General features: G+C 58.5%; 20 protein-coding genes. 13 read left to right on the forward strand and 7 right to left on the reverse strand.

Annotated features, from left to right (window positions below):
* Window positions 1-138 precede the first annotated feature (138 nt).
* Window positions 139-2,394, forward strand: coding sequence for an NADP-dependent malic enzyme (locus ACR0AP_RS11580; RefSeq protein WP_480506865.1), 2,256 nt, complete (start codon window positions 139-141; stop codon window positions 2,392-2,394).
* Window positions 2,395-2,397: 3 nt separating this feature from the next.
* Window positions 2,398-3,270, forward strand: coding sequence for a ribokinase (locus ACR0AP_RS11585; protein ID WP_480506866.1), 873 nt, complete (start codon window positions 2,398-2,400; stop codon window positions 3,268-3,270).
* Here the strand turns inward: ACR0AP_RS11585 and msrA are convergent.
* The 4 genes from msrA to ACR0AP_RS11605 all read right to left on the reverse strand — a co-directional run bounded on the left by msrA (window position 3,267) and on the right by ACR0AP_RS11605 (window position 6,219).
* A complete protein-coding gene (gene msrA / locus ACR0AP_RS11590; protein ID WP_480474382.1) occupies window positions 3,267-3,938 on the reverse strand; it encodes a peptide-methionine (S)-S-oxide reductase MsrA in 672 nt (223 codons plus the stop codon). The genes ACR0AP_RS11585 and msrA overlap by 4 nt on opposite strands.
* Before the next feature lie 256 nt (window positions 3,939-4,194).
* Complete coding sequence (locus ACR0AP_RS11595; RefSeq protein WP_267363740.1) at window positions 4,195-4,476, reverse strand: SCP2 sterol-binding domain-containing protein; 282 nt, start codon at window positions 4,474-4,476, stop codon at window positions 4,195-4,197.
* Window positions 4,477-4,555: 79 nt separating this feature from the next.
* Window positions 4,556-4,960 carry a DUF1810 domain-containing protein gene (locus tag ACR0AP_RS11600; protein WP_480506947.1) on the reverse strand — a complete coding sequence of 135 codons (405 nt, stop codon included), beginning with the start codon at window positions 4,958-4,960 and terminating at the stop codon, window positions 4,556-4,558.
* 32 nt (window positions 4,961-4,992) lie between these two features.
* Window positions 4,993-6,219, reverse strand: a complete 1,227-nt coding sequence (locus ACR0AP_RS11605) for an argininosuccinate synthase (RefSeq protein WP_480506867.1) — start codon at window positions 6,217-6,219, stop codon at window positions 4,993-4,995.
* A gap of 142 nt (window positions 6,220-6,361) precedes the next feature.
* On the opposite strand from ACR0AP_RS11605, the gene ACR0AP_RS11610 reads away from it, so the two are divergent.
* Both ACR0AP_RS11610 and ilvA read left to right on the forward strand, forming a co-directional pair.
* On the forward strand, window positions 6,362-7,129 hold the full coding sequence (locus tag ACR0AP_RS11610) for a hypothetical protein (protein WP_480506868.1): 768 nt from the start codon (window positions 6,362-6,364) through the stop codon (window positions 7,127-7,129).
* 58 nt (window positions 7,130-7,187) lie between these two features.
* Entirely contained in the window at window positions 7,188-8,414 is a 1,227-nt protein-coding gene (gene ilvA / locus ACR0AP_RS11615; protein ID WP_480506869.1) for a threonine ammonia-lyase IlvA, read from the forward strand.
* On the opposite strand, the gene ACR0AP_RS11620 is transcribed toward ilvA, so the two are convergent.
* Window positions 8,411-8,740 carry an Hpt domain-containing protein gene (locus ACR0AP_RS11620; RefSeq protein ID WP_209506897.1) on the reverse strand — a complete coding sequence of 110 codons (330 nt, stop codon included), beginning with the start codon at window positions 8,738-8,740 and terminating at the stop codon, window positions 8,411-8,413. The genes ilvA and ACR0AP_RS11620 overlap by 4 nt on opposite strands.
* A 162-nt stretch (window positions 8,741-8,902) precedes the next feature.
* On the opposite strand from ACR0AP_RS11620, the gene ACR0AP_RS11625 reads away from it, so the two are divergent.
* Entirely contained in the window at window positions 8,903-10,177 is a 1,275-nt protein-coding gene (locus ACR0AP_RS11625; protein WP_480506870.1) for a PP2C family protein-serine/threonine phosphatase, read from the forward strand.
* Here the strand turns inward: ACR0AP_RS11625 and ACR0AP_RS11630 are convergent.
* Window positions 10,174-10,617, reverse strand: coding sequence for an NUDIX hydrolase (locus tag ACR0AP_RS11630; RefSeq protein ID WP_480494015.1), 444 nt, complete (start codon window positions 10,615-10,617; stop codon window positions 10,174-10,176). The genes ACR0AP_RS11625 and ACR0AP_RS11630 overlap by 4 nt on opposite strands.
* Before the next feature lie 76 nt (window positions 10,618-10,693).
* Between ACR0AP_RS11630 and hslO the strand changes: the two genes are divergently transcribed.
* The 8 genes from hslO to ACR0AP_RS11670 all read left to right on the forward strand — a co-directional run bounded on the left by hslO (window position 10,694) and on the right by ACR0AP_RS11670 (window position 19,934).
* On the forward strand, window positions 10,694-11,680 hold the full coding sequence (hslO, locus tag ACR0AP_RS11635) for an Hsp33 family molecular chaperone HslO (protein ID WP_480506871.1): 987 nt from the start codon (window positions 10,694-10,696) through the stop codon (window positions 11,678-11,680).
* Window positions 11,673-12,269, forward strand: coding sequence for a CoA pyrophosphatase (locus ACR0AP_RS11640; RefSeq protein ID WP_480474374.1), 597 nt, complete (start codon window positions 11,673-11,675; stop codon window positions 12,267-12,269). The genes hslO and ACR0AP_RS11640 overlap by 8 nt, the downstream gene beginning before the upstream one ends.
* Window positions 12,266-13,420 (forward strand): CCA tRNA nucleotidyltransferase, encoded by a 1,155-nt coding sequence (locus tag ACR0AP_RS11645; protein WP_480506872.1) that lies wholly within the window; start codon window positions 12,266-12,268, stop codon window positions 13,418-13,420. Before ACR0AP_RS11640 ends, ACR0AP_RS11645 begins: the two co-directional genes overlap by 4 nt.
* 191 nt (window positions 13,421-13,611) lie before the next feature.
* Window positions 13,612-15,450, forward strand: a complete 1,839-nt coding sequence (locus tag ACR0AP_RS11650; protein WP_480506873.1) for an ABC transporter ATP-binding protein — start codon at window positions 13,612-13,614, stop codon at window positions 15,448-15,450.
* On the forward strand, window positions 15,447-17,279 hold the full coding sequence (locus tag ACR0AP_RS11655; RefSeq protein WP_480506874.1) for an ABC transporter ATP-binding protein: 1,833 nt from the start codon (window positions 15,447-15,449) through the stop codon (window positions 17,277-17,279). Before ACR0AP_RS11650 ends, ACR0AP_RS11655 begins: the two co-directional genes overlap by 4 nt.
* A 39-nt stretch (window positions 17,280-17,318) precedes the next feature.
* Entirely contained in the window at window positions 17,319-18,548 is a 1,230-nt protein-coding gene (locus ACR0AP_RS11660; protein ID WP_480506875.1) for a class I SAM-dependent RNA methyltransferase, read from the forward strand.
* Window positions 18,549-18,569: 21 nt separating this feature from the next.
* Window positions 18,570-19,355, forward strand: coding sequence for an ion transporter (locus tag ACR0AP_RS11665; protein ID WP_480486945.1), 786 nt, complete (start codon window positions 18,570-18,572; stop codon window positions 19,353-19,355).
* 60 nt (window positions 19,356-19,415) lie between these two features.
* On the forward strand, window positions 19,416-19,934 hold the full coding sequence (locus tag ACR0AP_RS11670; protein WP_480486947.1) for a L,D-transpeptidase family protein: 519 nt from the start codon (window positions 19,416-19,418) through the stop codon (window positions 19,932-19,934).
* On the opposite strand, the gene ACR0AP_RS11675 is transcribed toward ACR0AP_RS11670, so the two are convergent.
* Window positions 19,918-21,369 (reverse strand): nodulation protein NodH, encoded by a 1,452-nt coding sequence (locus tag ACR0AP_RS11675; protein ID WP_480506876.1) that lies wholly within the window; start codon window positions 21,367-21,369, stop codon window positions 19,918-19,920. The two genes, ACR0AP_RS11670 and ACR0AP_RS11675, sit on opposite strands and share 17 nt — an antisense overlap.
* Window positions 21,370-21,375 lie beyond the last annotated feature (6 nt).

Here is a 21,375-nt window from a genome sequence, read left to right on the forward strand (position 1 = left end):
GGCCCCCTTCTGGCGTTTTCCGGTCGTGACCTTACAAACCCGGCCCCTGCAGCGAAAGGCGAAAAGTATTCCCGTTGAGGCGCGCGCTCGCCTGCGCTATGAGGCGTCAGCCCTGAAGTCATGGAACCGACATTTAAGATGCCCAAAGCGAAGATCACCAAAGAAGAGGCATTGGCCTTTCACCTGGACCCCACCCCCGGCAAGTGGGAGGTGCAGGCCACCGTCCCCATGACAACGCAGCGTGATCTGTCGCTGGCCTACAGTCCGGGTGTGGCCGTTCCCTGCGAGGCCATCGCGGAAAACCCGGAAACGGCTTATGACTATACCAACAAGGGCAACCTCGTGGCCGTAATCTCGAACGGAACGGCAGTGCTGGGCCTTGGTAACCTTGGTGCGCTGGGCTCGAAGCCGGTGATGGAAGGCAAATCGGTCCTGTTCAAACGGTTCGCCGACGTGAACTCGATCGATATCGAGCTGGACACCGAAGACCCGGATGAATTCTGCCGTGCGGTGCGCCTGATGGGGCCGACCTTTGGCGGCATCAATCTGGAAGACATCAAGGCGCCCGAGTGTTTCATCATCGAACAGCGCCTGAAAGAAGAGATGGACATCCCCGTCTTTCACGATGACCAGCACGGCACAGCCGTGATCTGTGCTGCGGGCCTGCTGAACGCGCTGCATATCTCGGGCAAGAAGATCGAGGACGTGAAAATCGTTCTGAATGGCGCAGGTGCGGCTGGGATTGCCTGTATCGAACTGCTCAAGGCAATGGGCGCGCGGCATGAAAACTGCATTGTCTGCGATACCAAGGGCGTGATCTATCAAGGCCGGACCGAGGGCATGAACCAGTGGAAATCGGCCCACGCGATCACAACCGACTTGCGCACATTGGAAGACGCGATGAAGGGGGCGGATGTGTTCCTGGGCGTTTCGGTGAAAGGCGCGGTCACGCAGGATATGGTCGCCAGCATGGCCGACAATCCTGTCATCTTTGCAATGGCCAATCCCGACCCCGAGATCACTCCGGAAGAAGCGCACGAGGTTCGCGTGGATGCGATCGTTGCCACCGGGCGCAGCGATTATCCAAACCAGGTGAATAACGTTCTGGGCTTCCCCTACCTGTTCCGCGGTGCGTTGGACATTCACGCCCGCGCCATTAATGATCAGATGAAGATCGCCTGTGCCCACGCACTTGCCAATCTGGCGCGCGAGGATGTGCCGGATGAGGTCGCAATGGCCTATGGCAAGTCGCTGACCTTTGGGCGTGATTATATCATCCCCACGCCGTTCGACCCGCGTTTGATCCACCGTATCCCACCGGCTGTTGCCAGGGCGGGGATGGACACCGGTGCCGCGCGCCGTCCGATCATCGACATGGACGCGTATGAGCTGAGTCTGAAATCCCGGATGGACCCGACCGCCAGCATCCTGCGCGGTCTGAACGCCCGAGCGCGTCAGGCGCAAAGCCGCATGATTTTCGCCGAGGGCGACGATCCCCGGGTATTGCGCGCAGCGGTCATGTATCAGCGGTCTGGTTTCGGCAAGGCGCTTGTGGTGGGTCGGCCGGACGATGTGAAGACCAAACTGGAAGCAACGGGCCTGGGCGACGCTGTGCGTGAAATCGAGGTCGTGAATGCGGCCAATACCACGCATCTCGAAACCTATTCGAACTTCCTGTATCAGCGCCTGCAGCGTAAGGGGTTTGACCGCAAAGACATTCACCGTTTGGCTGCACGGGACCGCCATGTGTTTTCTTCGCTGATGCTGGCCCACGGGCATGGTGATGGTCTGGTCACTGGCGCAACCCGCAAGTCCGCGCATGTGCTCGACCGGATCAACCATGTGTTTGATGCAGATGCGGCCAACGGTGCTGCCGGTGTGACAGCTTTGCTGCATAAGGGCCGGATTGTCCTGATTGGCGACACTTTGGTACATGAATGGCCCGACGAAAACGATCTGGCGAATATTGCCGAGCGTTCGGCCGCAGTTGCCCGGCATATGGGGCTGGAGCCGCGCGTGGCTTTTGTCAGCTTCTCAACCTTTGGCTATCCGGTGTCAGAACGTGCTGAAAAGATGCACCGTGCCCCGGCTGTTCTGGATCGGCGCGGCGTCGACTTTGAATACGAGGGTGAAATGACGGTGGACGTCGCCCTGAACATCGAACAGCAAGCGGCCTATCCGTTCTCGCGCCTGACCGGTCCGGCGAATATCCTGATCGTTCCGGCCCGGCATTCGGCATCAATCTCGACCAAGCTGATGCAGGAAATGGGCGGAGCGACCGTGATCGGCCCGATCCTGTCAGGCATCGACAAGCCGATCCAGATCTGCTCGACCGTCTCGACTGCGAACGATATTCTGAACATGGCCATTCTGGCCTCTTGCGACATCGGATAAGTCATGACGATCTGGAATCTCGGCTCGATCAACGCGGATATGGTCTATGACCTGCCGCATTTGCCTGCGCCGGGGGAAACTCTGGCCGCCCGCGGGCTGGATCGGTTCCTGGGCGGCAAGGGGGCCAACATGTCGGTGGCCGCTGCGCGTGCGGGATCACGCGTCAGCCATATAGGTGCCGTGGGGCCCGATGGGCGCTGGGCCAAGGATCGACTGACAGAATATGGTGTGGATACACGCCATATCTCTGAGGTGGATGTTCCCACGGGCCACGCCATCATTGCGGTGGATGCCGAGGGTGAAAACCTGATTATCCTGTATCCCGGCGCCAATCACGCATTGGAACCCGCCCATCTGGGGCAGGCGCTGGCCTCGGCAAACACCGGTGATCTGCTGATCTTGCAGAATGAAACCAATGCCCAGGTCGAAGCGGCGCAGCTGGGGCGCAAGCTTGGCTTGACCGTCTGTTATGCCGCAGCCCCGTTTCAGGCACAGGCCGTTCAGGGCGTTCTGCCTTTTCTGGATTTTCTGATCCTGAATGAGGTGGAGGCCGAGCAACTGCGTCAGGAAACCGGTCTGAGCATCGCCGATCTGCCTGTTCGGCATGTCATCGTTACCCTCGGCTCAAAAGGCGCGAGGTACTTGCAGCAGGGCAACGATCCGGTCGAGTTTCCCGCGCATAAGGTGCGGGCGGTGGATACCACAGGGGCAGGCGACACCTTCACCGGCTATGTGCTGGCAGGCATGGATCGCGGAATGCCAATGGAACAGGCCATATTGCAGGCAAACCGCGCCGCAGCTCTGATGGTCATGCGGCACGGAACGGCGGATGTCATTCCCGATCTGAAAGAAGTGCGTGACGCATCCTTTGACTAGGACCCTGCAAATGGCGCTTCCCCGCCCCAAAGCTGCTTGACGCGCGCGTCACGACCACAGGCTTTGCGATACGCTTTGTAGGCGTTGTGCTGACGCTTTGGTCCAAAGCGGGTAAGGACCAGTTTGTTGCCTTTGTAATAATTCTGATGATACGCCTCGGCGGGGTAAAAGGGTCCTGCGCTCAGAACCGGGGTGACAATGGTCTGCCCCAGCGCTTGCTGCGCGTCTGTTTTGGCTTGTTCCGCCAGCGCCTTTTCTCCTGTGTTAGAGACGAATATCGCAGTTCGATAGCTTTCGCCCCGGTCGCAGAACTGGCCACCGGCGTCTGTCGGGTCAACCGACCGGAAAAACATGCTCAGCAACGATGCGCGAGAAACCCGCGCCGGATCGAACGTGATCTGAACCGCCTCGTAATGGCCGGTCCCCCCTTTTGAAACCTGATCATATGTCGGGTCCGCAGATGTCCCGCCGGTGTATCCCGACACCGCATCGATAACGCCGGGCACGGATTCGAAATCGGATTCCACGCACCAGAAACACCCTCCGGCCACCGTCAGCGTTTCGGTTCCTGCAGCCGGGGCAGGCAGCGCGCGCAACAGGGCAGCCAATGCAATCAGTGTAAACAGAAGGGCTGGTCTGACGGTTTCGAAATAAGCAGTCCGCATCATGTCAGGTCTCCTTTTAAGATGAGATTGACGCGGGTTCGACCGCCTTGCAATTGCCTGTCATGCAATGTCACGCGCTGGTGAGACGAGTTTATCGTCTGCGATCACCTGTATACGGCTCATTTGATGGGTGGGCGAAACCTCCGCTCATTTGCAACAGATCATGCGCGACAGGTATCCCGATGCGGAACTGCGATACACCGCGGGTGGAACCGCCAGTCTGGCTGGACTCGGACCAAAGGCCAGCTTTGCGGCAAATTCAGCCCAGCAGTTGCCCCAGCTTCATCGCAACACCCATATTGCCCGAGATCTTGAGCTTGCCCAAAGCAACGCCGGTCATCGGGTTCAGCTTTCCGGTCAGCAGCTTGGTCAGGTTTTCCTGCGAGATGCGGATTGTGCAATCCGTGTCCCGGTCCTGCGTCGATGCCTGATTGTCCGCCAGAACAATCACACCGTCCGCGCCGCAATCGAATTTGAGCGAACCGTCAAAGCTTTTGCCGTTCAGCCCTTTTTGAATTCCATCGGCGATGTCCTGAAGCATTCGGGATCCTTTCACGGTTTCCGAATGCGTAATGCGTCAGGTGCCGAACAGGCAAGGCTGACCCAACTGGAACTTCTGATCACGATGCGCCGAGGATCTGAACCGTCCGGTCACAAGGCTTACCGCCATAGAAGGCGTCCAATACAGCACGAAACTCGGGCGGAGCATCTGCCACAGATGAAAACAATGTCATCGAAGACCGCAGCTTTTTCGCGTCAATTCCGCCCAGAATGTCGCGGGCATCGCGCCCCGTGTGCAGCAGCATCAGCGAGGCCGCCTGCCTAAGCCGGTCGCGCAGTTCCGGGTGGTTCAGATAGCGTGTCGCCTCGTCCAGACCTTCAATGCCGTAAAGCTGCGCCATATGGGACTGGCCCAGCTCGGCCAGTTGGGGAAACACGAACCACATCCAGTGGCTGGTTTTCTGCCCCTGTTCAAGTTCGCGCAGGACATCGGCCCAAACCGTGTCCTGCGCCTCGATGAACATGTCGAGTTCGTCGTCGGTATCGTCTTCGTCGATCACTTGGACAGGCGCTTGTTGCGCGCAGCCAGCAGTTTCAGACGCAGCGCATTCAACTGGATAAAGCCCGCCGCATCTTTCTGATCGTACGCACCTGCATCCTCTTCGAAGGTCACATGTGCCTCAGAGTACAGCGAATGATCCGACCAGCGGCCCACGGTCGAGGCCAGACCTTTGTACAGTTTCACACGAACGGTGCCGGTAACATGCTCTTGCGATCTGTCGATGGCGGCTTGCAGCATCTCGCGCTCGGGGCTGTACCAGAAACCGTTATAGATGAGTTCCGCATATTGCGGCATCAGCTGGTCTTTCAGGTGCATCGCGCTGCGATCCATGGTGATCGATTCAATGCCGCGGTGCGCTTCCAGCAGGATGGTGCCGCCCGGGGTCTCATAGATGCCGCGCGATTTCATGCCCACGAACCGGCCTTCGACCAGATCGAGACGCCCGATGCCGTGCTTGCCGCCATATTCGTTCAGCTTGGTCAGGATGGTGGCCGGGCTCATCGCCTCGCCATTGATGCTGACCGCGTCGCCTTTTTCAAAGCCGATTTCGATGAATTCCGGCTCGTTCGGTGCGTCCTCGGGGTGGACTGTGCGCTGATAGACATAGTCAGGCGCCATATCGGCGGGGTCTTCCAGAACCTTGCCCTCGGAGGAGGTGTGCAGCAGGTTGGCATCGACCGAGAAGGGCGCCTCGCCGCGCTTGTCCTTGGCAATCGGGATCTGGTTCTGTTCGGCAAACTCCAGCAGCTTGGTGCGGCTGGTCAGATCCCATTCACGCCACGGCGCAATGACCTTGATGTCGGGGTTCAGCGCGTATGCCGCCAGTTCAAAGCGAACCTGATCGTTGCCCTTGCCGGTCGCGCCATGGGCCACGGCGTCAGCACCGGTCGCCTCGGCAATCTCGACCAGACGTTTTGAGATCAGCGGGCGCGCGATGGACGTCCCCAGCAGATACAGCCCTTCGTACTGCGCATTGGCGCGGAACATTGGGAAGACGAAATCGCGGACAAATTCCTCGCGAATATCCTCGATATAGATGTTCTCGGGCTTGATCCCCAGCAGCTCGGCCTTCTTACGGGCAGGCTCCAGCTCCTCGCCCTGACCCAGATCGGCGGTGAAGGTCACGACCTCACAGCCATACTCGGTCTGCAGCCATTTCAGAATGATCGAGGTATCAAGGCCACCGGAATAGGCCAGAACAACTTTCTTGGGCGCGGACATCTGACTTCCCTTTATGCGTAGAACGATTGGCCCCTAACGGGTTTTGAACGCGGGGGCAAGTTCACAGGATTGACGCAGGGTGGGAATTGAGGTGAAACGGGCGGATAGAGAACAAGGATTGGTTGAAGGGGCAGGTTTCAGGATGTTGGGCTGGAAGATTTTCGCGCATTCGTTGCGGATGGTTTTTGGAAATATCACTCAAGTTCTTCAGATCACGGTCGGACCCGCGTTGATCGCTACAGCAGTGATTGTCAGTCTGTTTTTTGTGCTGGGCGTCCCCTTGGACGTCTTCGATGAAAGCTCGGGCGATGTGCCACCGGATTTCTCGTTTGGCGCCTTTTTTACATTCATCCTGCTGATGGTTGTGGTCATGTCCATTATAATGTTCTGGATCGCCGTATCGTGGCACCGGTTTATCCTACTTGAGGAATATCCTAGCGGTATTTTCCCACCCTTTCGCACTGATCGGATACTTGCCTATCTTGGCCGGGCATTGATGTTGGTTTTGATCCTACTCATTGGATATATCCCAATCGCAGTTGTCTTTGTGGCGTTGGGGCAAAGTTTTGTGGCTGTGTCCGTCATTGTTTCGCTGGTCTATGGTGTCTTTCTTCTGATCAGCTTTTACCGCCTGTCGATCATTCTACCGGCTGCGGCAATTGGGGAACCGATCACTTTGGGCGAGGCATGGAATCAAACAGTGGGTGCAGCCGCTGACATCATTGTGCTGGTCATTGTGGCGGTTTTGTTTCAGCTGTTGGTACAGCTTGCGTTCACTATGCTTGCGGTAATCCCCGTCCTGGGTGTTCTGTTGTCGGTGTTTTTCGGGACGCTGATCCTGCCGATGGTCAATGTCAGCATTCTAACGACTATGTACGGTTTGTTTGTCGAAAAACGCGAACTGCGCTAACCGACGTACACATATGTATTCCTTGCCCTTTCAGCGGTGATGCGGCAGTGAGGCGCCCATGAGAGATTTCATGACCCGCGCCCGCGCCGCCGAACAGGCGATGCGCTCTGTGTTTCCGGCAACGCCGTTGCAGCGGAATGCCCATCTGTCTGATCGCTATGGGGCTGACATCTGGCTCAAGCGCGAGGACCTCAGCCCGGTGCGGTCCTACAAGATCAGGGGCGCGTTCAACGCCATGCGCAAGCAGCAAGGGCAGGAGCTGTTTGTTTGCGCCAGTGCGGGCAACCACGCGCAGGGCGTGGCCTATATGTGCCAGCATATGGGGGTCCGGGGCGTGATCTTCATGCCGGTCACGACGCCTCAGCAGAAGATCCAGAAAACGCGTATCTTTGGCGGGGACAACGTCGAGATTCATCTGATCGGTGACTATTTCGATGACACACTTGCTGCCGCTCAGGCATGGTGCACGCAGCAGGGCGGATATTTCCTGTCACCTTTTGACGATGCCGATGTGATCGAAGGGCAAGCCTCGCTGGCGGTTGAAATCGAAAGGCAGATGGGCGGTGCGCCCGATCACGTTGTGCTTCCCGTGGGTGGAGGCGGCATGTCCGCCGGTGTCGCTACATGGTTCGGGGACCGCACCCATTGCCTGTTCGTCGAACCGGCCGGAGGGGCCTGTCTGCGCGCAGCCCTGGCGGCGGGGCATCCTGTTTCGCTGGATTATGTGGATACCTTTGTCGATGGCGCGGCGGTCGGGCGGATCGGTGAAAAGCCGTTCGAGTTGTTGAAATCACGCCACCTGTCGGACGTTCTGGTCCTGTCCGAGGATCGTATCTGCGCCACCATGATCGAGATGCTGAATGTCGAAGGCATCGTGCTGGAACCTGCGGGGGCGCTGGCGATCGAGGCAGTAGGTGATATCCAAAGCTTTGTGCGCGGAAAGACCGTGGTCTGCCTGACATCCGGCGGCAATTTCGATTTCGAACGCCTTCCCGAGGTCAAGGAACGTGCGCAGCGGTATTCCGGTGTGAAAAAGTACTTCATCCTGCGCCTGCCGCAGCGACCCGGCGCCCTGAAGGAATTCCTGAATATTCTCGGCCCCGAGGATGATATCGCGCGGTTCGAATACATGAAGAAATCGGCGCGCAATTTCGGTTCGGTTCTGATCGGGATCGAAACCCGCAAGCCCGAAAACTTCATGCGCCTGTTTGCCCATCTGGACGATGCCGGGTTCACCTATACCGACATCACCGAGGACGAGACGCTGGCACAGTTCGTGATCTAGTTCAGGTTCTCATTCAGCTCGGCTTCAAACATGGTTTTCGAGCTGTCGAAAGCAGCCAAAAGCGCTGGCAGATCAACCTCGGCCCCTTGCCCTGCTGCGGCCTGCCGTTCCCCATCCTGGCAGAGTTTCGAGAATTGATCGAACCCCAGGCTCAATGCGCTGCCTTTCAGGAAATGCAGGTTCTGCTCCAGTTCGGCCCGGTTGGTGTCGCGGCGCAGGCGGGTGATCACGTCCTGCACTTCTTCCAGAAATATCTCGACCACCTCATCGAATTCCTCGGGGCCGACTTCATCCCGCAATTGTCTGACTCTGGCCCAGTGGATCATGATGTACACCAGCTAATGAATGGTCATGGTTCTGAATAGACGCGCCCGGTAAAAAGCAGGTTAACGGGGCCACTCTTCGGCAATTGCCACTCTTCACCGGATGTTAAATCTGTCGGCGATAGGGTCGTCAAATGTGACGAAACTCATCAGAGCAAAGGGTAAATGGTGCCGGGGGCGAGTCTTGAGGAAACCAGACCTGATCTGGATTTCGGCGCGATCCGCACGGTGCTGGTCGTGGATGACAGCCGCCTGCAACGGCGCATTCTGGTGGCCTCGCTCAGGAAATGGGGGTTCGAGGTGATCGAGGCCGAGACAGGCCATGCCGCTTTGGCGCTTTGCGTCGATAATCCGCCCGATCTTGTGCTGAGCGATTGGGTCATGCCGGGGATGAGCGGGCTTGAATTCTGCTGTGCCTTTCGGGCTTTGGAAACGGATCAATACAGCTATTTCATCCTTCTGACATCCAAAAGCGAAAAGCAGGAGGTCGCGCGCGGTCTGGATGCCGGGGCCGACGATTTTCTGATCAAGCCGCTTGAGGCGGACGAACTGCGCGCCCGGATTTCAGCTGGTGCGCGCATTCTGGACATGCAGCGCGAGCTCTCCCAGAAAAACCGCCTGATTGAATCCGCGCTCAAGGAACTCAGGCTTGCGCATGACGCGATCGACAAGGACCTGATGCAGGCGCGGAAAATTCAGGAATCGCTGGTTCCCGAACTGACCCGGACATTCGGCAAATCGCGGGTCAGTTTGTTGCTGAAACCTTGTGGTCATATCGGCGGTGATCTGGTGGGGATGTTCTCGCCCGGGGTGAACCGGCTTGGGTTCTACAGCATCGACGTATCCGGGCATGGTATCACCTCGGCCATGATGACGGCGCGATTGGGGGGATATCTGTCCAGCAAGCATTTCGATCAGAACGTCGCGATGGAGCGGAGGTTCGACAAGTTTTACGCACTTCTGCCACCAGAACATGTGGCTGAAACGCTCAATTCCCGGCTGATGGCCGATGAAGGTATCGAAGAGTATTTTACGATGGTCTACGCCATCGTCGACCTGCGCAACGGGCATCTGAAGATGGTGCAAGCCGGGCATCCGCATCCCCTGCTGCTGCGGCAGGGTGGTCGCGCTGAGTTTCTTGGTGACGGAGGCTTGCCCATAGGATTGATCGAAGATGCGAGCTTTCGACAAATCGAAACGCAGATGCAGCCCGGCGACAAGCTGCTTTTGTACTCGGACGGGTTTACCGAATGCCAACTGGCTGGTGGCGGTTTGTTGGACGAAGACGGTTTGCGTCAGATGGCCCAACAGAGCATCTCGGAAAGGGGCGGGTCAGAGTTTCTGGACGACTTGTTCTGGCGTTTGACGCAAGTGATGTCACCGAAAGACGGTATCGGAGACGACGTCTCGGCCGTCTTCTTTGAATATAACGGACCTTAAAGCGAGCCGAGGTGTATTTCGGCAAAATGCCGGTCACCGTCATTTCCCAGTAAACCGACGGCGTCGGCGGTTTCCATCCACAACGCTTCGTGAAACGCCTCGGTCGGCGGGCCTATGCGGCGTACGGGGCGGGCGCGATAGATTAGGCAGACCTTCTCGGCCCACAGGTCGTATTCCGGCATATAGGTGAAGCGTCGAAAGGCGCCAATCCGTCGGGGTGCAGCAATAAGCCACCCGGTTTCTTCAAAGACTTCACGATGCAGGGCGGTAACAGGTGATTCGCCCGGATCAATACCCCCGCCGGGCAATTGCAGGTCGGGTCCGGGTTCTGTCTGGCAGGTCAGCAAAAGGTGACTTCTGCGGGGCAAAAGTGCGTAAACACCGACCCGTCGCGTGTATTTCCGCCCCGGCTCTGGGGTTTCACCGAACCGCCTGATCATGTATGGCCCCTTAAAACCTAATCTGTTCGACCTATATGGTGCCGGTATGCCAACCTGTGGCGCGTAAGGAAACCCCATGTCTCTTGGAACGAAAATCGCGTGGGACGATACCGTCCTGCCCTTTCAACTCGATGTATCGGATATGCGTGGCCGTGTGGCTCGTCTGGATGGTGTGCTGGATGGCATCCTGAAGCAGCATGACTACCCCGAACAGGTCGAGGCGCTGGTGGCCGAGATGGCCCTGCTGACCGCATTGATCGGGCAGACGGTTGCGCTGCGCTGGAAGCTGTCGTTGCAGGTGCAGTCCAAGGGGCCGGTGCGCATGATTGCGACCGACTATTACGCACCCAAGACCGAAGGCCACCCTGCGCAGATCCGGGCCTATGCCAGCTTTGACCGTGAACGTCTAACCAATTCAGCACCCTTCGACCAAGTGGGCGAGGGGTACTTTGCCATCATGATAGATCAGGGCAAAGGCACGCAGCCCTATCAGGGTATCACGCCGCTGACCGGGGCCTCTCTCAGCGCCTGCGCCGAGGCCTATTTTGCGCAGTCCGAACAGCTGCCAACCCGGTTCTCACTGAGCTTTGGCAAATCGACCGAGCCCGGCGTGAATGAACACTGGCGTGCCGGTGGTATCATGTTGCAGCATATGCCCAAAGCCTCGCCATTCGCCGCCTCGGGGGAAGGCAATGGCGAGATTCTGACCGCCAGCGATCTGGTCGACGGCGAAGAGGGCGAAAACTGGGGCCGGGTCAATATCCTGCTGGACACAGTCGAGGATCTTGAGTTGATCGGTCCTTCAATTGCGCCGACTGAATTGTTGGTCCGGCTATTCCACGAAGAACAGCCACGGGTCTATGATGCGCAGTCCGTGCAGTTTGGCTGCACCTGCTCCGAAGACCGGGTGCGGCAGAGCCTGTCGATCTATTCGGCAAAGGACCTCGAAAAGATGACGACGCCCGAAGGTCAGGTCACTGCCGATTGCCAGTTCTGCGGCGCACATTACGTGCTCGATCCGTCAACAGTTGGCTTTGAAGCCGAAGACCGCAAGGGTGCTTGACCCGATTGAACAGATCCGGACGGCGCTGCGCCGTCCCGGTCACGGGTCCAGCGACTTTGACCTGAACCCGGACACTTCCCTGCCGCCCGGGCGTCGCCTGCGCCCGGCGGGGGTTCTGGTTGCAATCTCGCTTGCGGATGACACCCCTCGGGTGATCCTGACGAAACGGTCCTCGGCCCTCAAGCATCATCCGGGTCAGATCGCGTTTCCCGGTGGCAAACAGGACGAAGGGGATGCGGATGTCACGGCAACGGCCCTGCGCGAAGCACAGGAAGAGATCGGCCTTCCCGCGGACCTTCCCGAAATTCTGGGTTACCTGCCGACGCATGAAACTGTCACTTCATTCACGGTCACACCCGTGGTGGCCGTTCTTCGAAAGGGATTTCAACCTGTTCCGGAACCCGGCGAAGTCGACGAAGTTTTTTCGACCCCCCTTGCGCATCTCTTGAATCCCAAGAATTATCTGGTGGAATCGCGCCGTTGGCGCGGACAAAAACGCAGATATTACACAGTTCCGTACGGCCCTTATTACATATGGGGTGCGACGGCCCGCATATTGCGCGGGCTTGCAGCGCGGGTGAATGAATGATGCAGATTGAGGAGCTTTGGGTCAGCGAACCGGCGACCCAAAAGGTATGCGCCGCCCTGACCTCATCCGGGGCGCAGGCGCTTTTTGTGGGTGGGTGCGTGCGCAATGCGCTGCTGGGCGCGCCGGTGTCGGATATCGACATTGCCACTGATGCCCGGCCTGAACAGGTTGTCGAGATGGCGCAGGCTGCCGGCCTCAAGGCCATCCCCACCGGTATCGACCATGGCACGATTACAGTGGTCAGCGCCGGTATCCCGCACGAGATCACCACTTTCCGGCGTGACGTCGAAACCGATGGTCGCCGCGCTGTCATCGCCTTTTCCGATCACGTCGAAGAAGATGCTGCGCGGCGCGATTTTACCATGAATGCACTTTATGCAAGGCCCGATGGCACTGTGTTAGACCCGCTTGGCGGGCTTCCCGACCTTCGGGCCCGGCGGGTGCGGTTCATCGGTGAAGCAGAGGACCGCATTCGCGAAGACTATCTGCGGTCACTGCGCTATTTCCGGTTTCACGCATGGTATGGCGACCCGGATGCCGGTTTCGACCCGGACGCGCTGGCTGCCATTGGTGCCAATCTTGACGGGCTGACCTCGTTGTCGCGGGAACGCGTCGGGGCGGAACTGCTGAAACTGCTGGGCGCGCCTGATCCGGCCCCGGCCATTGCGACGATGCGCAGCACAGGCGTATTGGCGCAATTGCTGCCAGGCGCGGATGACCGGTCACTGGCTCCTCTGGTCGCTTTGGAACATGCGGCAGGTGCCGAACCGAACCCCGTGCGCCGTCTGGCGGCCATCGCGACACCCGAAGACGCCGCAACCCTGCGCCTGAGCCGTTCGCAAATGCAACGCCTGACCGGAATGCGGAGCGAAGCGCAGTCAACCACCAGCGTGGCTGAACTGGGCTATCGGTATGGTGACGAAGGCGGTTTGAACAAAACCCTTTTGCGGTGCGCTTTTTTTGAACAGCCCTGGTCCGAAAGCTTCAGACAGGACCTGCACGCAGGCGCAGCCGCGCGTTTCCCGATACAAGCCAAAGACCTGATCCCCGGGTTTACCGGACCGGCGCTGGGCCAAAAGCTGGCCGAGCTTGAAAGCCGGTGGATCGCGTCGGGTTTTGCGCTGTCGCGCGAGGACTTGCTTGCAAGTTAATGTTTAGTCTCAAAAGGGGATGACAACTTTGGTCCATTGTGGTTAGGTGCGCCCGTCACATGGATGGAGGAATGCGAATGTATTACGGGATCTGGTTCGGCTAAAGCCGGGACACTTGCCCCGTAAAGGGTGGTGTTCAGGCGCCATCTGTCTTCGCACGTCTTTATCTCTGCTCAATCGGAGCACACTCCATGTTTCGCTATTTCGAAAACCTTGTTGACCCTTTTGTCGCCTATCATGAGGCTGACGCGCCGCCGACCCGGCTGTGGCCGTTTCTGCTGGACTATTCGCGCCCGTTCTATCGGGTGTTTGTCTGGGCTGCGCTGATTTCCATTATCGTCGCCGGTGTCGAGATTGGGTTGATCTATTATATGGGTCGTGTCGTTGACCTGTTGGGCGGCACACCAACCGAGGTGTGGCAGAACCACGGGACCGAGCTGCTGTTGATCGCGGCCTTTGTCCTGTTTCTGCGCCCTTTGTTGCATCTGGTCGACGTACTGATCCTGAACAACACGATTCTGCCTAACTTTGGCACTCTGATCCGCTGGCGCGCCCATAAGCACGTTCTGCGTCAGTCGGTTGGCTGGTTCGAGAATGATTTTGCCGGGCGGATTGCCAACCGGATCATGCAGACACCGCCCGCAGCGGGTGAGGTGATCTTTCAGGTCTTTGACGCGATTTCCTTTTCACTGGCTTACCTGATCGGGGCGGCAATCCTGCTTTATGCGGCGGATGCGCGTCTGCTGATCCCGCTGCTGATCTGGTTTGCGTTCTACGCGATGCTGGTGCGCTGGACGGTTCACCGTGTCGGGCCGGCGTCCAAGGCGGCATCCGATGCGCGGTCAACCGTTACGGGCCGCGTCGTGGACAGCTATACAAACATTCATTCCGTCAAGATGTTCGCGCACGGCCCGCAAGAGCTGGACTATGCCCGCGAAGCGATCGAGGAAACCCGCCGGACATTCCAGATCGAGATGCGGATTTTCACCATCATGGATGCGGTTCTGGTCACCCTGAACGGGGTGCTGATCGTGGGTGTCGTGGGCTGGGCAATTGCCTTGTGGATGCAGGGTTCCGCTTCGGTTGGTGTCGTCGCGGCAGCAACCGCACTGACCCTGCGCCTGAACGCCATGACCGGATGGATCATGTGGGCGCTGACCAGCTTCTTCCGCCAACTTGGTATCGTGGCCGAGGGGATGGAGACCATCGCGCAACCCATCGACCTGCTTGACGCGCGCGAAGCCAAACCCCTGCGGTTGACCAGAGGAGAAATTCAGATCCGGGATCTCTCGCACCATTACGGGCGCGAGGCCGGTGGGCTTGACCACATCAACCTGACCATTCAGCCCGGCGAAAAGATCGGCCTCATTGGGCGGTCGGGTGCCGGGAAATCGACTCTGGTAAAGCTGCTTTTGCGGTTTTATGACGTCGAACGCGGTGCCATTCTGATTGATGATCAGAACATAGCGGATGTCACACAGGACAGTCTGCGCAGCCATATCGGCATGGTCCAGCAAGATAGTGCGTTGCTGCATCGCTCTGTGCGTGACAACATCCTTTACGGTCGTCCGGACGCGACCGAGGCGCAGATGATTGCCGCAGCCAAACAGGCCGAAGCGCACGCGTTCATCCTTGACCTGCAAGACCCGCAGGGGCGCACCGGGTATGATGCGCATGTGGGTGAGCGGGGCGTAAAGCTGTCTGGTGGTCAGCGGCAGCGGGTAACGCTGGCCCGGGTGATCCTGAAAGACGCACCAATCCTTTTGCTGGACGAGGCGACATCGGCGTTGGATTCCGAGGTCGAAGCGTCAATTCAGGAAACGCTCTACGGCATGATGCAGGGCAAAACCGTGATCGCCATCGCCCACCGGCTCAGCACCATTGCGCAGATGGATCGCATTCTGGTGATGGACGGGGGCCGCATCGTCGAAGAGGGCGCGCATTCTGATCTGTTGGCGCAGGGTGGCCTTTACGCGCAGTTCTGGGCGCGGCAATCTGGCGGCTTCATGAACCCGGAGGCCGCTGAATGAAGATTGCCGATCTCATCTATCCGTTCAGGACCACTGAAACGCCCCCGCCGCAGACATTGGGGGCGTTCATTCGCTGGAGCCTTTCGGGCGCCTGGCCCATGCTGTTTGTCGCCGCGTTCTTTTCGGCGCTGGCTGGCGCGATGGAGGCTGGAACAGCATGGATTCTGGGGCGTGTGATCGATGTGGCAACATCCAGCGGGCCCGAGCATTTCATGACCGCCGGGAATATGTGGATGATCTTTGGGGCGGTGGTGTTCTTCATGCTGCTGCGCCCGATCCTGTTTGGGCTGTCTTCAATTTCGAACAACTATATCGTGATGCCCAACATCACGCCTTTGGTGCTGGCCAAGCTGAACCGCTGGACGCTGGGCCAGTCTGTCACCTATTTCGACGATGATTTCGCCGGGCGCATCGCCCAGAAACAGATGCAAACGTCGAACGCCATGGCCTCGGTCGTGTCCGAAACGATCAGTGCGATAGTGTTTGCATTGGCGTCGCTGGTGGGCTCTTTGCTTTTGTTAGGGTCTATTCATCCTTTGGTGATGCTGCCTTTTGCGGCCTGGTTGGTGGTCTATTTCCTGCTTGTGCGCTGGTACCTTCCGCGTATTCGCATGCGCTCGGCCGCACGCGCCGGGGCGCGGGCGATGGTTTCGGGGCAGGTGGTCGACACGATCACCAACATCAAAACCGTCAAGCTATTTGCACACTCGGATTTCGAAGATCAGGCCGCGCGGCATTCAATGGTCGAGTTGCGGAAAAAATCGCTGGCATTCGGCAAACTGTCGGCCAGTTTCCGGTTCGTCCTGATGGCGCTTGCCGGTATTCTGCCTGTTCTTCTGCTGGGGGCGACGCTGTGGTTATGGCAGTTCGGAACGGCGACCGCCGGTGACATCGTTGCCGCTGGTGCGGTGTCGGTCCGGATTTCGCAGATGACCGGATGGGTCAGCTTCACTCTGATGGGCCTCTACGCCAATGTGGGCGAGATTGAAAACGGGATGAAGACGCTGGCCAAACGGGACAGGGTCGAAGATGCGCGCAGCGCGAAGGATCTTGATGTGACCGAAGGGTCCATCACGTTCGAAGATGTCAGTTTTGCATACGGCCGGGATGTGGGCGGTGTTACGGACCTGACGCTGACTGTGAAACCGGGCGAGAAGCTGGGAATTGTCGGGGCCTCAGGGGCGGGTAAATCAACGCTCGTTTCGCTGCTTCTTCGGCTCTATGACAGGGAAAACGGTGCTATTTGCATCGACGGGCAGGACGTGTCGCAGGTCACGCAGGACAGTTTGCGCCGCCAGATCGGCATGGTCACGCAGGAAACGGCGATGTTCAACCGGTCTGCCCGCGAAAACATCCTCTATGGTCGCCCGGACGCGTCCGAGGCCGAGTTGATCGAAGCAGCAATCAAGGCCGAAGCGCATGACTTCATCCTGAGCCTCAAGGACGGCCATGGCCGCACCGGCTATGACGCTCATCTGGGCGAGCGTGGTGTAAAGCTCAGCGGTGGCCAAAGGCAACGGATCGCCCTTGCACGCGCCATTCTCAAAGATGCGCCCATTCTGGTTCTGGACGAAGCAACCTCGGCCCTTGATTCCGAGGTCGAGGCGTCGATTCAATCGGCGCTTCATCGGGTGATGCAGGGCAAAACCGTTCTGGCCATCGCACACAGATTGTCGACGCTCAGCGAGATGGACCGGATCATCGTGCTGGATCAGGGGCAAATCGTGGAAACCGGAAGTCACGAGGATCTTTTGGATCAGGGCGGGCTTTATGCCCGGTTCTGGCATCGGCAATCTGGTGGTTTCATTCAGGCGGAAGCTGCCGAATAAGGGTTTTGTTGAACCCAAAGCCCGGCTATCAGGCCCCTCATGACGCAGAAATACACAATCACCCGGCTCGGCCATCAGGGCGACGGCATCGCTGATGGGCCCGTTTACGCTCCGCGCACCCTTCCGGGTGAGGTTGTCAGCGGCACCCTTGTTGATCAGGTGCTGACCGATATCCGCGTCGAAGTACCGTCTGATGTCCGGGTGAAAGCCCCGTGCCGCCATTACAAAGCCTGCGGTGGCTGTCAGCTGCAACACGCCTCCGACGCGTTTGTCGCCGACTGGAAGCTGAGCATTGTCCGCAACGCCCTGTCCGCGCAGGGGGTTGAGGCGCCGATGCGTCCGATACACACATCTCCCGAACACTCACGCCGACGCGCCACGATTGCCGTCAGGCGGACCAAGAAAGGCACATTGGCCGGGTTCCATGGACGTGCATCGGATACGATCACCGAAATCCCGGATTGCCTATTGCTTGACCCGGCCCTGATCGCCGCCATTCCCGTAGCCGAGGCGCTGGCGGTTCTGGGCGGCAGCCGCAAGGGCGTCTTGGCCGTCACGCTCACCCTGTCCGAAGGCGGGATGGATGTGGCCGTCAAGGGCGGCAAGCCCTTGGATGGGCCGCTGGAACCGGCACTCGCGCAAGCGACCGAAAATCACGGTCTGGCGCGGCTCAGCTGGGATGGTGAAGTGATCGCCATGCGCCACGCTCCGGTTCAGCGCTTTGAGGCCGCTGCCGTCACGCCGCCGCCCGGTGCCTTCCTTCAGGCGACCAAGGACGGAGAACAGGCTCTATTACAGGCCGTTTCCGAGGCAACACGGGGTGCGAAACGGATTGTTGACCTGTTTGCGGGCAGCGGCACATTCTCATTGCCTCTGGCAGAAAAAGCCGAGGTTCACGCGGTCGAAGGTGCCGCGGACATGGTGCAGGCGCTGGATCAGGGCTGGCGCAGGGCGCAAGGTCTGAAACGCGTGACGACCGAGGCCCGCGACCTGTTCCGTCGTCCATTGATGCCGGATGAACTGAAATCGTTTGACGCAGTCGTTCTGGACCCGCCCCGCGCTGGTGCCGAGGCACAGGTGGCCGAGCTGGTACAGGCCAGACGCCCGGTGATTGCCTATGTCTCGTGCAACCCCGTCACCTTCGCGCGCGATGCAAAAATATTGGTTAACGCTGGCTATACCCTTGAATGGGTGCAGGTCGTTGACCAGTTTCGATGGTCGTCACATACGGAACTTGCTGCGCGGTTTACCCTGAACGCCGCATCTTGATCAGACAGGAGAAAGCGACCCATGGGTTTCAGACAGCGTCTGCTGAACATCATCGAAGCGCCTGCATTCGGGCAATTCATAACGGCTGTCATCATCTTTAACGCAGTGCTTTTGGGGATGGAGACGTCGCCGACCCTGATGGAAGCCGCCGGGCCGCTGATCGTGATGCTGGACAAGCTGTGCCTTGCGATCTTTGTGGCGGAAATCGCCATGAAGCTGACCGCGACCGGACGCAGGTTTTTCACAAACGGCTGGAACAATTTCGATTTCCTGATCGTCGGCATTGCGCTTGTTCCCAGCGCCGGAGGTCTTTCCGTTCTGCGAGCCCTGCGAATCCTGCGGGTATTGCGCGTGATTTCCGTTGCGCCAAGACTGCGCCGGGTGGTTGAAGGGTTCATCTCGGCCCTACCGGGAATGGCCAGTGTTTTCCTGCTGATGGCAATTCTGTTCTATATCGGTGCCGTGATCTCGACCAAGCTGTTCTCGGCAACCTTCCCGGATTGGTTCGGCGATCTTGGCCTGTCGGCCTATACACTGTTTCAGATCATGACGCTTGAAAGCTGGTCGATGGGGATCGTCCGCCCGGTGATGGAGGTTTATCCCTATGCCTGGCTGTTCTTCGTCCCCTTCATTATGGTCACAACCTTTGCGGTGGTGAACCTATTGGTGGGTCTGATCGTAAATTCCATGCAGGACGCGCACCATGCAGAGGATGAGGTCAAAACTGATGCGTATCGTGATGAGGTTCTGGAACGCTTGGAGAGCATCGAGCGGCATCTGACCGAAAACTTGAACATCAAAAAGTGATTTCAGTTTTCGCGTTTTTTGGCATAATAAGCCCCAAAAAAACAAAGCAGGCAGTGAAACATGGATCGTCGAGCATTCGGATTGGGGGCGGTAGCAACGCTGGGCCTATCGGCTTGTGCATCAGCCCGACCAAATTTTCTGACTTATGATGGGCCCGAGGTCACCTCGCTGGTGGTCAACAAGGGCGCGCGCAAACTTTATTTGTTGCACCACGAAAAAGTCCTCAAGGAATATGATGTGGATCTGGGATTTGCGCCGCAGGGCACAAAAACCAAACGCGGAGACGGCCGCACGCCCGAAGGAAGTTACCTGATCGATCGGCACAACCCCAACAGCCGGTATCACCTGTCTATCGGGATATCGTATCCCAACTCTCAGGACATCGCCAAGGCTAAGGCTGCGGGAGTTGATCCCGGTGGGGACATCTTCATTCACGGGCAGCCAAATCTACGATCCGAGTTCAAACGCGCCAAGAAAACTCCGGATTGGACCGCGGGATGCATCGCGGTCAAGAATGACGAGATCGAAGAAATCTATGCGATGGTCAACCGAGGGACGCTGATCACCCTGCGCCCTTAGGGGGCACAGGCGCCCACGCTGCAATCCCGAATGTTTCATAGTCGTGCTGGTAGACCTCGGATGCCAGCGCTTCAAGCTGTTCGTCATAGATCTGATCCAGCGTAAACGGAACATCTTGCGCGCACGGGCCGGGAACCGGCGGATTGGGGTGGCCTGTTGAGCGGGCCAGATCCGGCAGAGCCGTGGTCAGCTCTTCTTCCCGCAGAATCAGGTCCGGCATCAAAAAGCTGGCAATACCATCCAGCGTGCGGGACTGGCTGCACCACGTCCCGTCAACGCGGATCGGCGTCTGACCGTTGAGGTTCATGCGCAGGAACCCGAGGAACGCCAGAAACGCATCCCGATGCTGTTCGACCGAGTAATTGGTGTCGCGCACCTGCCCGGGGATCGGCAGGTCAAGGCGGTTGCGCAGGTAATTGCGGACCATCTTGTAACTGCCCGGCCCGGTATCCAGAATGTACTGGCAAAACGCCGAATGCGCCCGTGCCAACGGGTGGCGCAACACGGTAAACTTCCGGTGTCCGGGGTGATCTTGCATCCAGACGCGGATTTCCTTGCGGTTCCGGTTTGTGACCAGATCGTCCGTAGAACAGCCATCCATGTCGGCCATCCATTGCGCAATAACAGGCTCTATTCCGCCGCGAATGGGCAAATACATCAATGCTGATCCGGCTGCGGCGATGTATTGCGGTACTGCCGCCCCCCGGTTTGGTTCGAAACGGGAAGGCTGGTGCAATCCGAACCTGTCCAGTTTGGACAGGGCGTCTTGCATCTCATCGGGGTTGGTGACCTTCGATACGGCAGGTGCCGGGTTTTGCGGTTTCAGAGTATCGTCCAGCTTGCTCAGCCGCGCCTCGACCCCCAGCCATGCGGCCAGACCGTTCAGAACGTCCAACTCGGCCAGGTCGTCATAGGTGATGAAAAAAGCGGTTTGCCCGGTCTTCTGTAAATGCCGCTGCAACATGTGTTGGTGGCCGTGGACCTGATCGAGATACTCAGAAAACTCAACCCCGTCGAAAGCGACCTGTGCATCGACGCGACGCTTCACGTTCTTCAGCAGCCATTGCTGCGTGGTGCGCGCGATTTTCAGGGACAGAAAACTGTCCAGCGGATTGCGTGTTAGAATGATCTTTGCGCAGCGCGGATCATTCAGCACAGGCTTCAGAATGCGCGGATCGTGGTCCTGGAAATACCGAAAACCGTTCAAGCCACCCGGTGCCGACCGGATTGCCTTCAACAGTCGCATCGGATCTGCATCGCGGTCTTCCAGCGACAGACCCAGAAGGGTATCGGACTTCAGGTTGCCGGCAAAATGCGGGTTAAAGGCTTCGCCATGACAGGAAACCCCGTCCAGCGCGTTCAGATTGGCCTCAAGAAGGTTCGACCCTGTGCGCATGGCAGCCAGAACAACGAAGTAATCAAAATTGGCTGGCATGGGTAA

This window comes from Ruegeria sp. AF7 (assembly GCF_056541885.1).

Bases quoted from the DNA above. Each gene is read 5' to 3' on its own strand.
- ACR0AP_RS11645 (WP_480506872.1), top strand. From the start codon at position 12,266: ATGATGCAGATTGAGGAGCTTTGGGTCAGCGAACCGGCGACCCAAAAG.
- hslO (WP_480506871.1), top strand. From the start codon at position 10,694: ATGTCTCTTGGAACGAAAATCGCGTGGGACGATACCGTCCTGCCCTTT.
- ilvA (WP_480506869.1), top strand. From the start codon at position 7,188: ATGAGAGATTTCATGACCCGCGCCCGCGCCGCCGAACAGGCGATGCGC.
- ACR0AP_RS11625 (WP_480506870.1), top strand. From the start codon at position 8,903: ATGGTGCCGGGGGCGAGTCTTGAGGAAACCAGACCTGATCTGGATTTC.
- ACR0AP_RS11620 (WP_209506897.1), bottom strand. From the start codon at position 8,740: ATGATCCACTGGGCCAGAGTCAGACAATTGCGGGATGAAGTCGGCCCC.
- ACR0AP_RS11580 (WP_480506865.1), top strand. From the start codon at position 139: ATGCCCAAAGCGAAGATCACCAAAGAAGAGGCATTGGCCTTTCACCTG.
- ACR0AP_RS11605 (WP_480506867.1), bottom strand. From the start codon at position 6,219: ATGTCCGCGCCCAAGAAAGTTGTTCTGGCCTATTCCGGTGGCCTTGAT.
- msrA (WP_480474382.1), bottom strand. From the start codon at position 3,938: ATGATGCGGACTGCTTATTTCGAAACCGTCAGACCAGCCCTTCTGTTT.
- ACR0AP_RS11595 (WP_267363740.1), bottom strand. From the start codon at position 4,476: ATGCTTCAGGACATCGCCGATGGAATTCAAAAAGGGCTGAACGGCAAA.
- ACR0AP_RS11650 (WP_480506873.1), top strand. From the start codon at position 13,612: ATGTTTCGCTATTTCGAAAACCTTGTTGACCCTTTTGTCGCCTATCAT.
- ACR0AP_RS11675 (WP_480506876.1), bottom strand. From the start codon at position 21,369: ATGCCAGCCAATTTTGATTACTTCGTTGTTCTGGCTGCCATGCGCACA.
- ACR0AP_RS11665 (WP_480486945.1), top strand. From the start codon at position 18,570: ATGGGTTTCAGACAGCGTCTGCTGAACATCATCGAAGCGCCTGCATTC.
- ACR0AP_RS11655 (WP_480506874.1), top strand. From the start codon at position 15,447: ATGAAGATTGCCGATCTCATCTATCCGTTCAGGACCACTGAAACGCCC.
- ACR0AP_RS11660 (WP_480506875.1), top strand. From the start codon at position 17,319: ATGACGCAGAAATACACAATCACCCGGCTCGGCCATCAGGGCGACGGC.
- ACR0AP_RS11670 (WP_480486947.1), top strand. From the start codon at position 19,416: ATGGATCGTCGAGCATTCGGATTGGGGGCGGTAGCAACGCTGGGCCTA.
- ACR0AP_RS11585 (WP_480506866.1), top strand. From the start codon at position 2,398: ATGACGATCTGGAATCTCGGCTCGATCAACGCGGATATGGTCTATGAC.
- ACR0AP_RS11630 (WP_480494015.1), bottom strand. From the start codon at position 10,617: ATGATCAGGCGGTTCGGTGAAACCCCAGAGCCGGGGCGGAAATACACG.
- ACR0AP_RS11610 (WP_480506868.1), top strand. From the start codon at position 6,362: ATGTTGGGCTGGAAGATTTTCGCGCATTCGTTGCGGATGGTTTTTGGA.
- ACR0AP_RS11600 (WP_480506947.1), bottom strand. From the start codon at position 4,960: ATGTTCATCGAGGCGCAGGACACGGTTTGGGCCGATGTCCTGCGCGAA.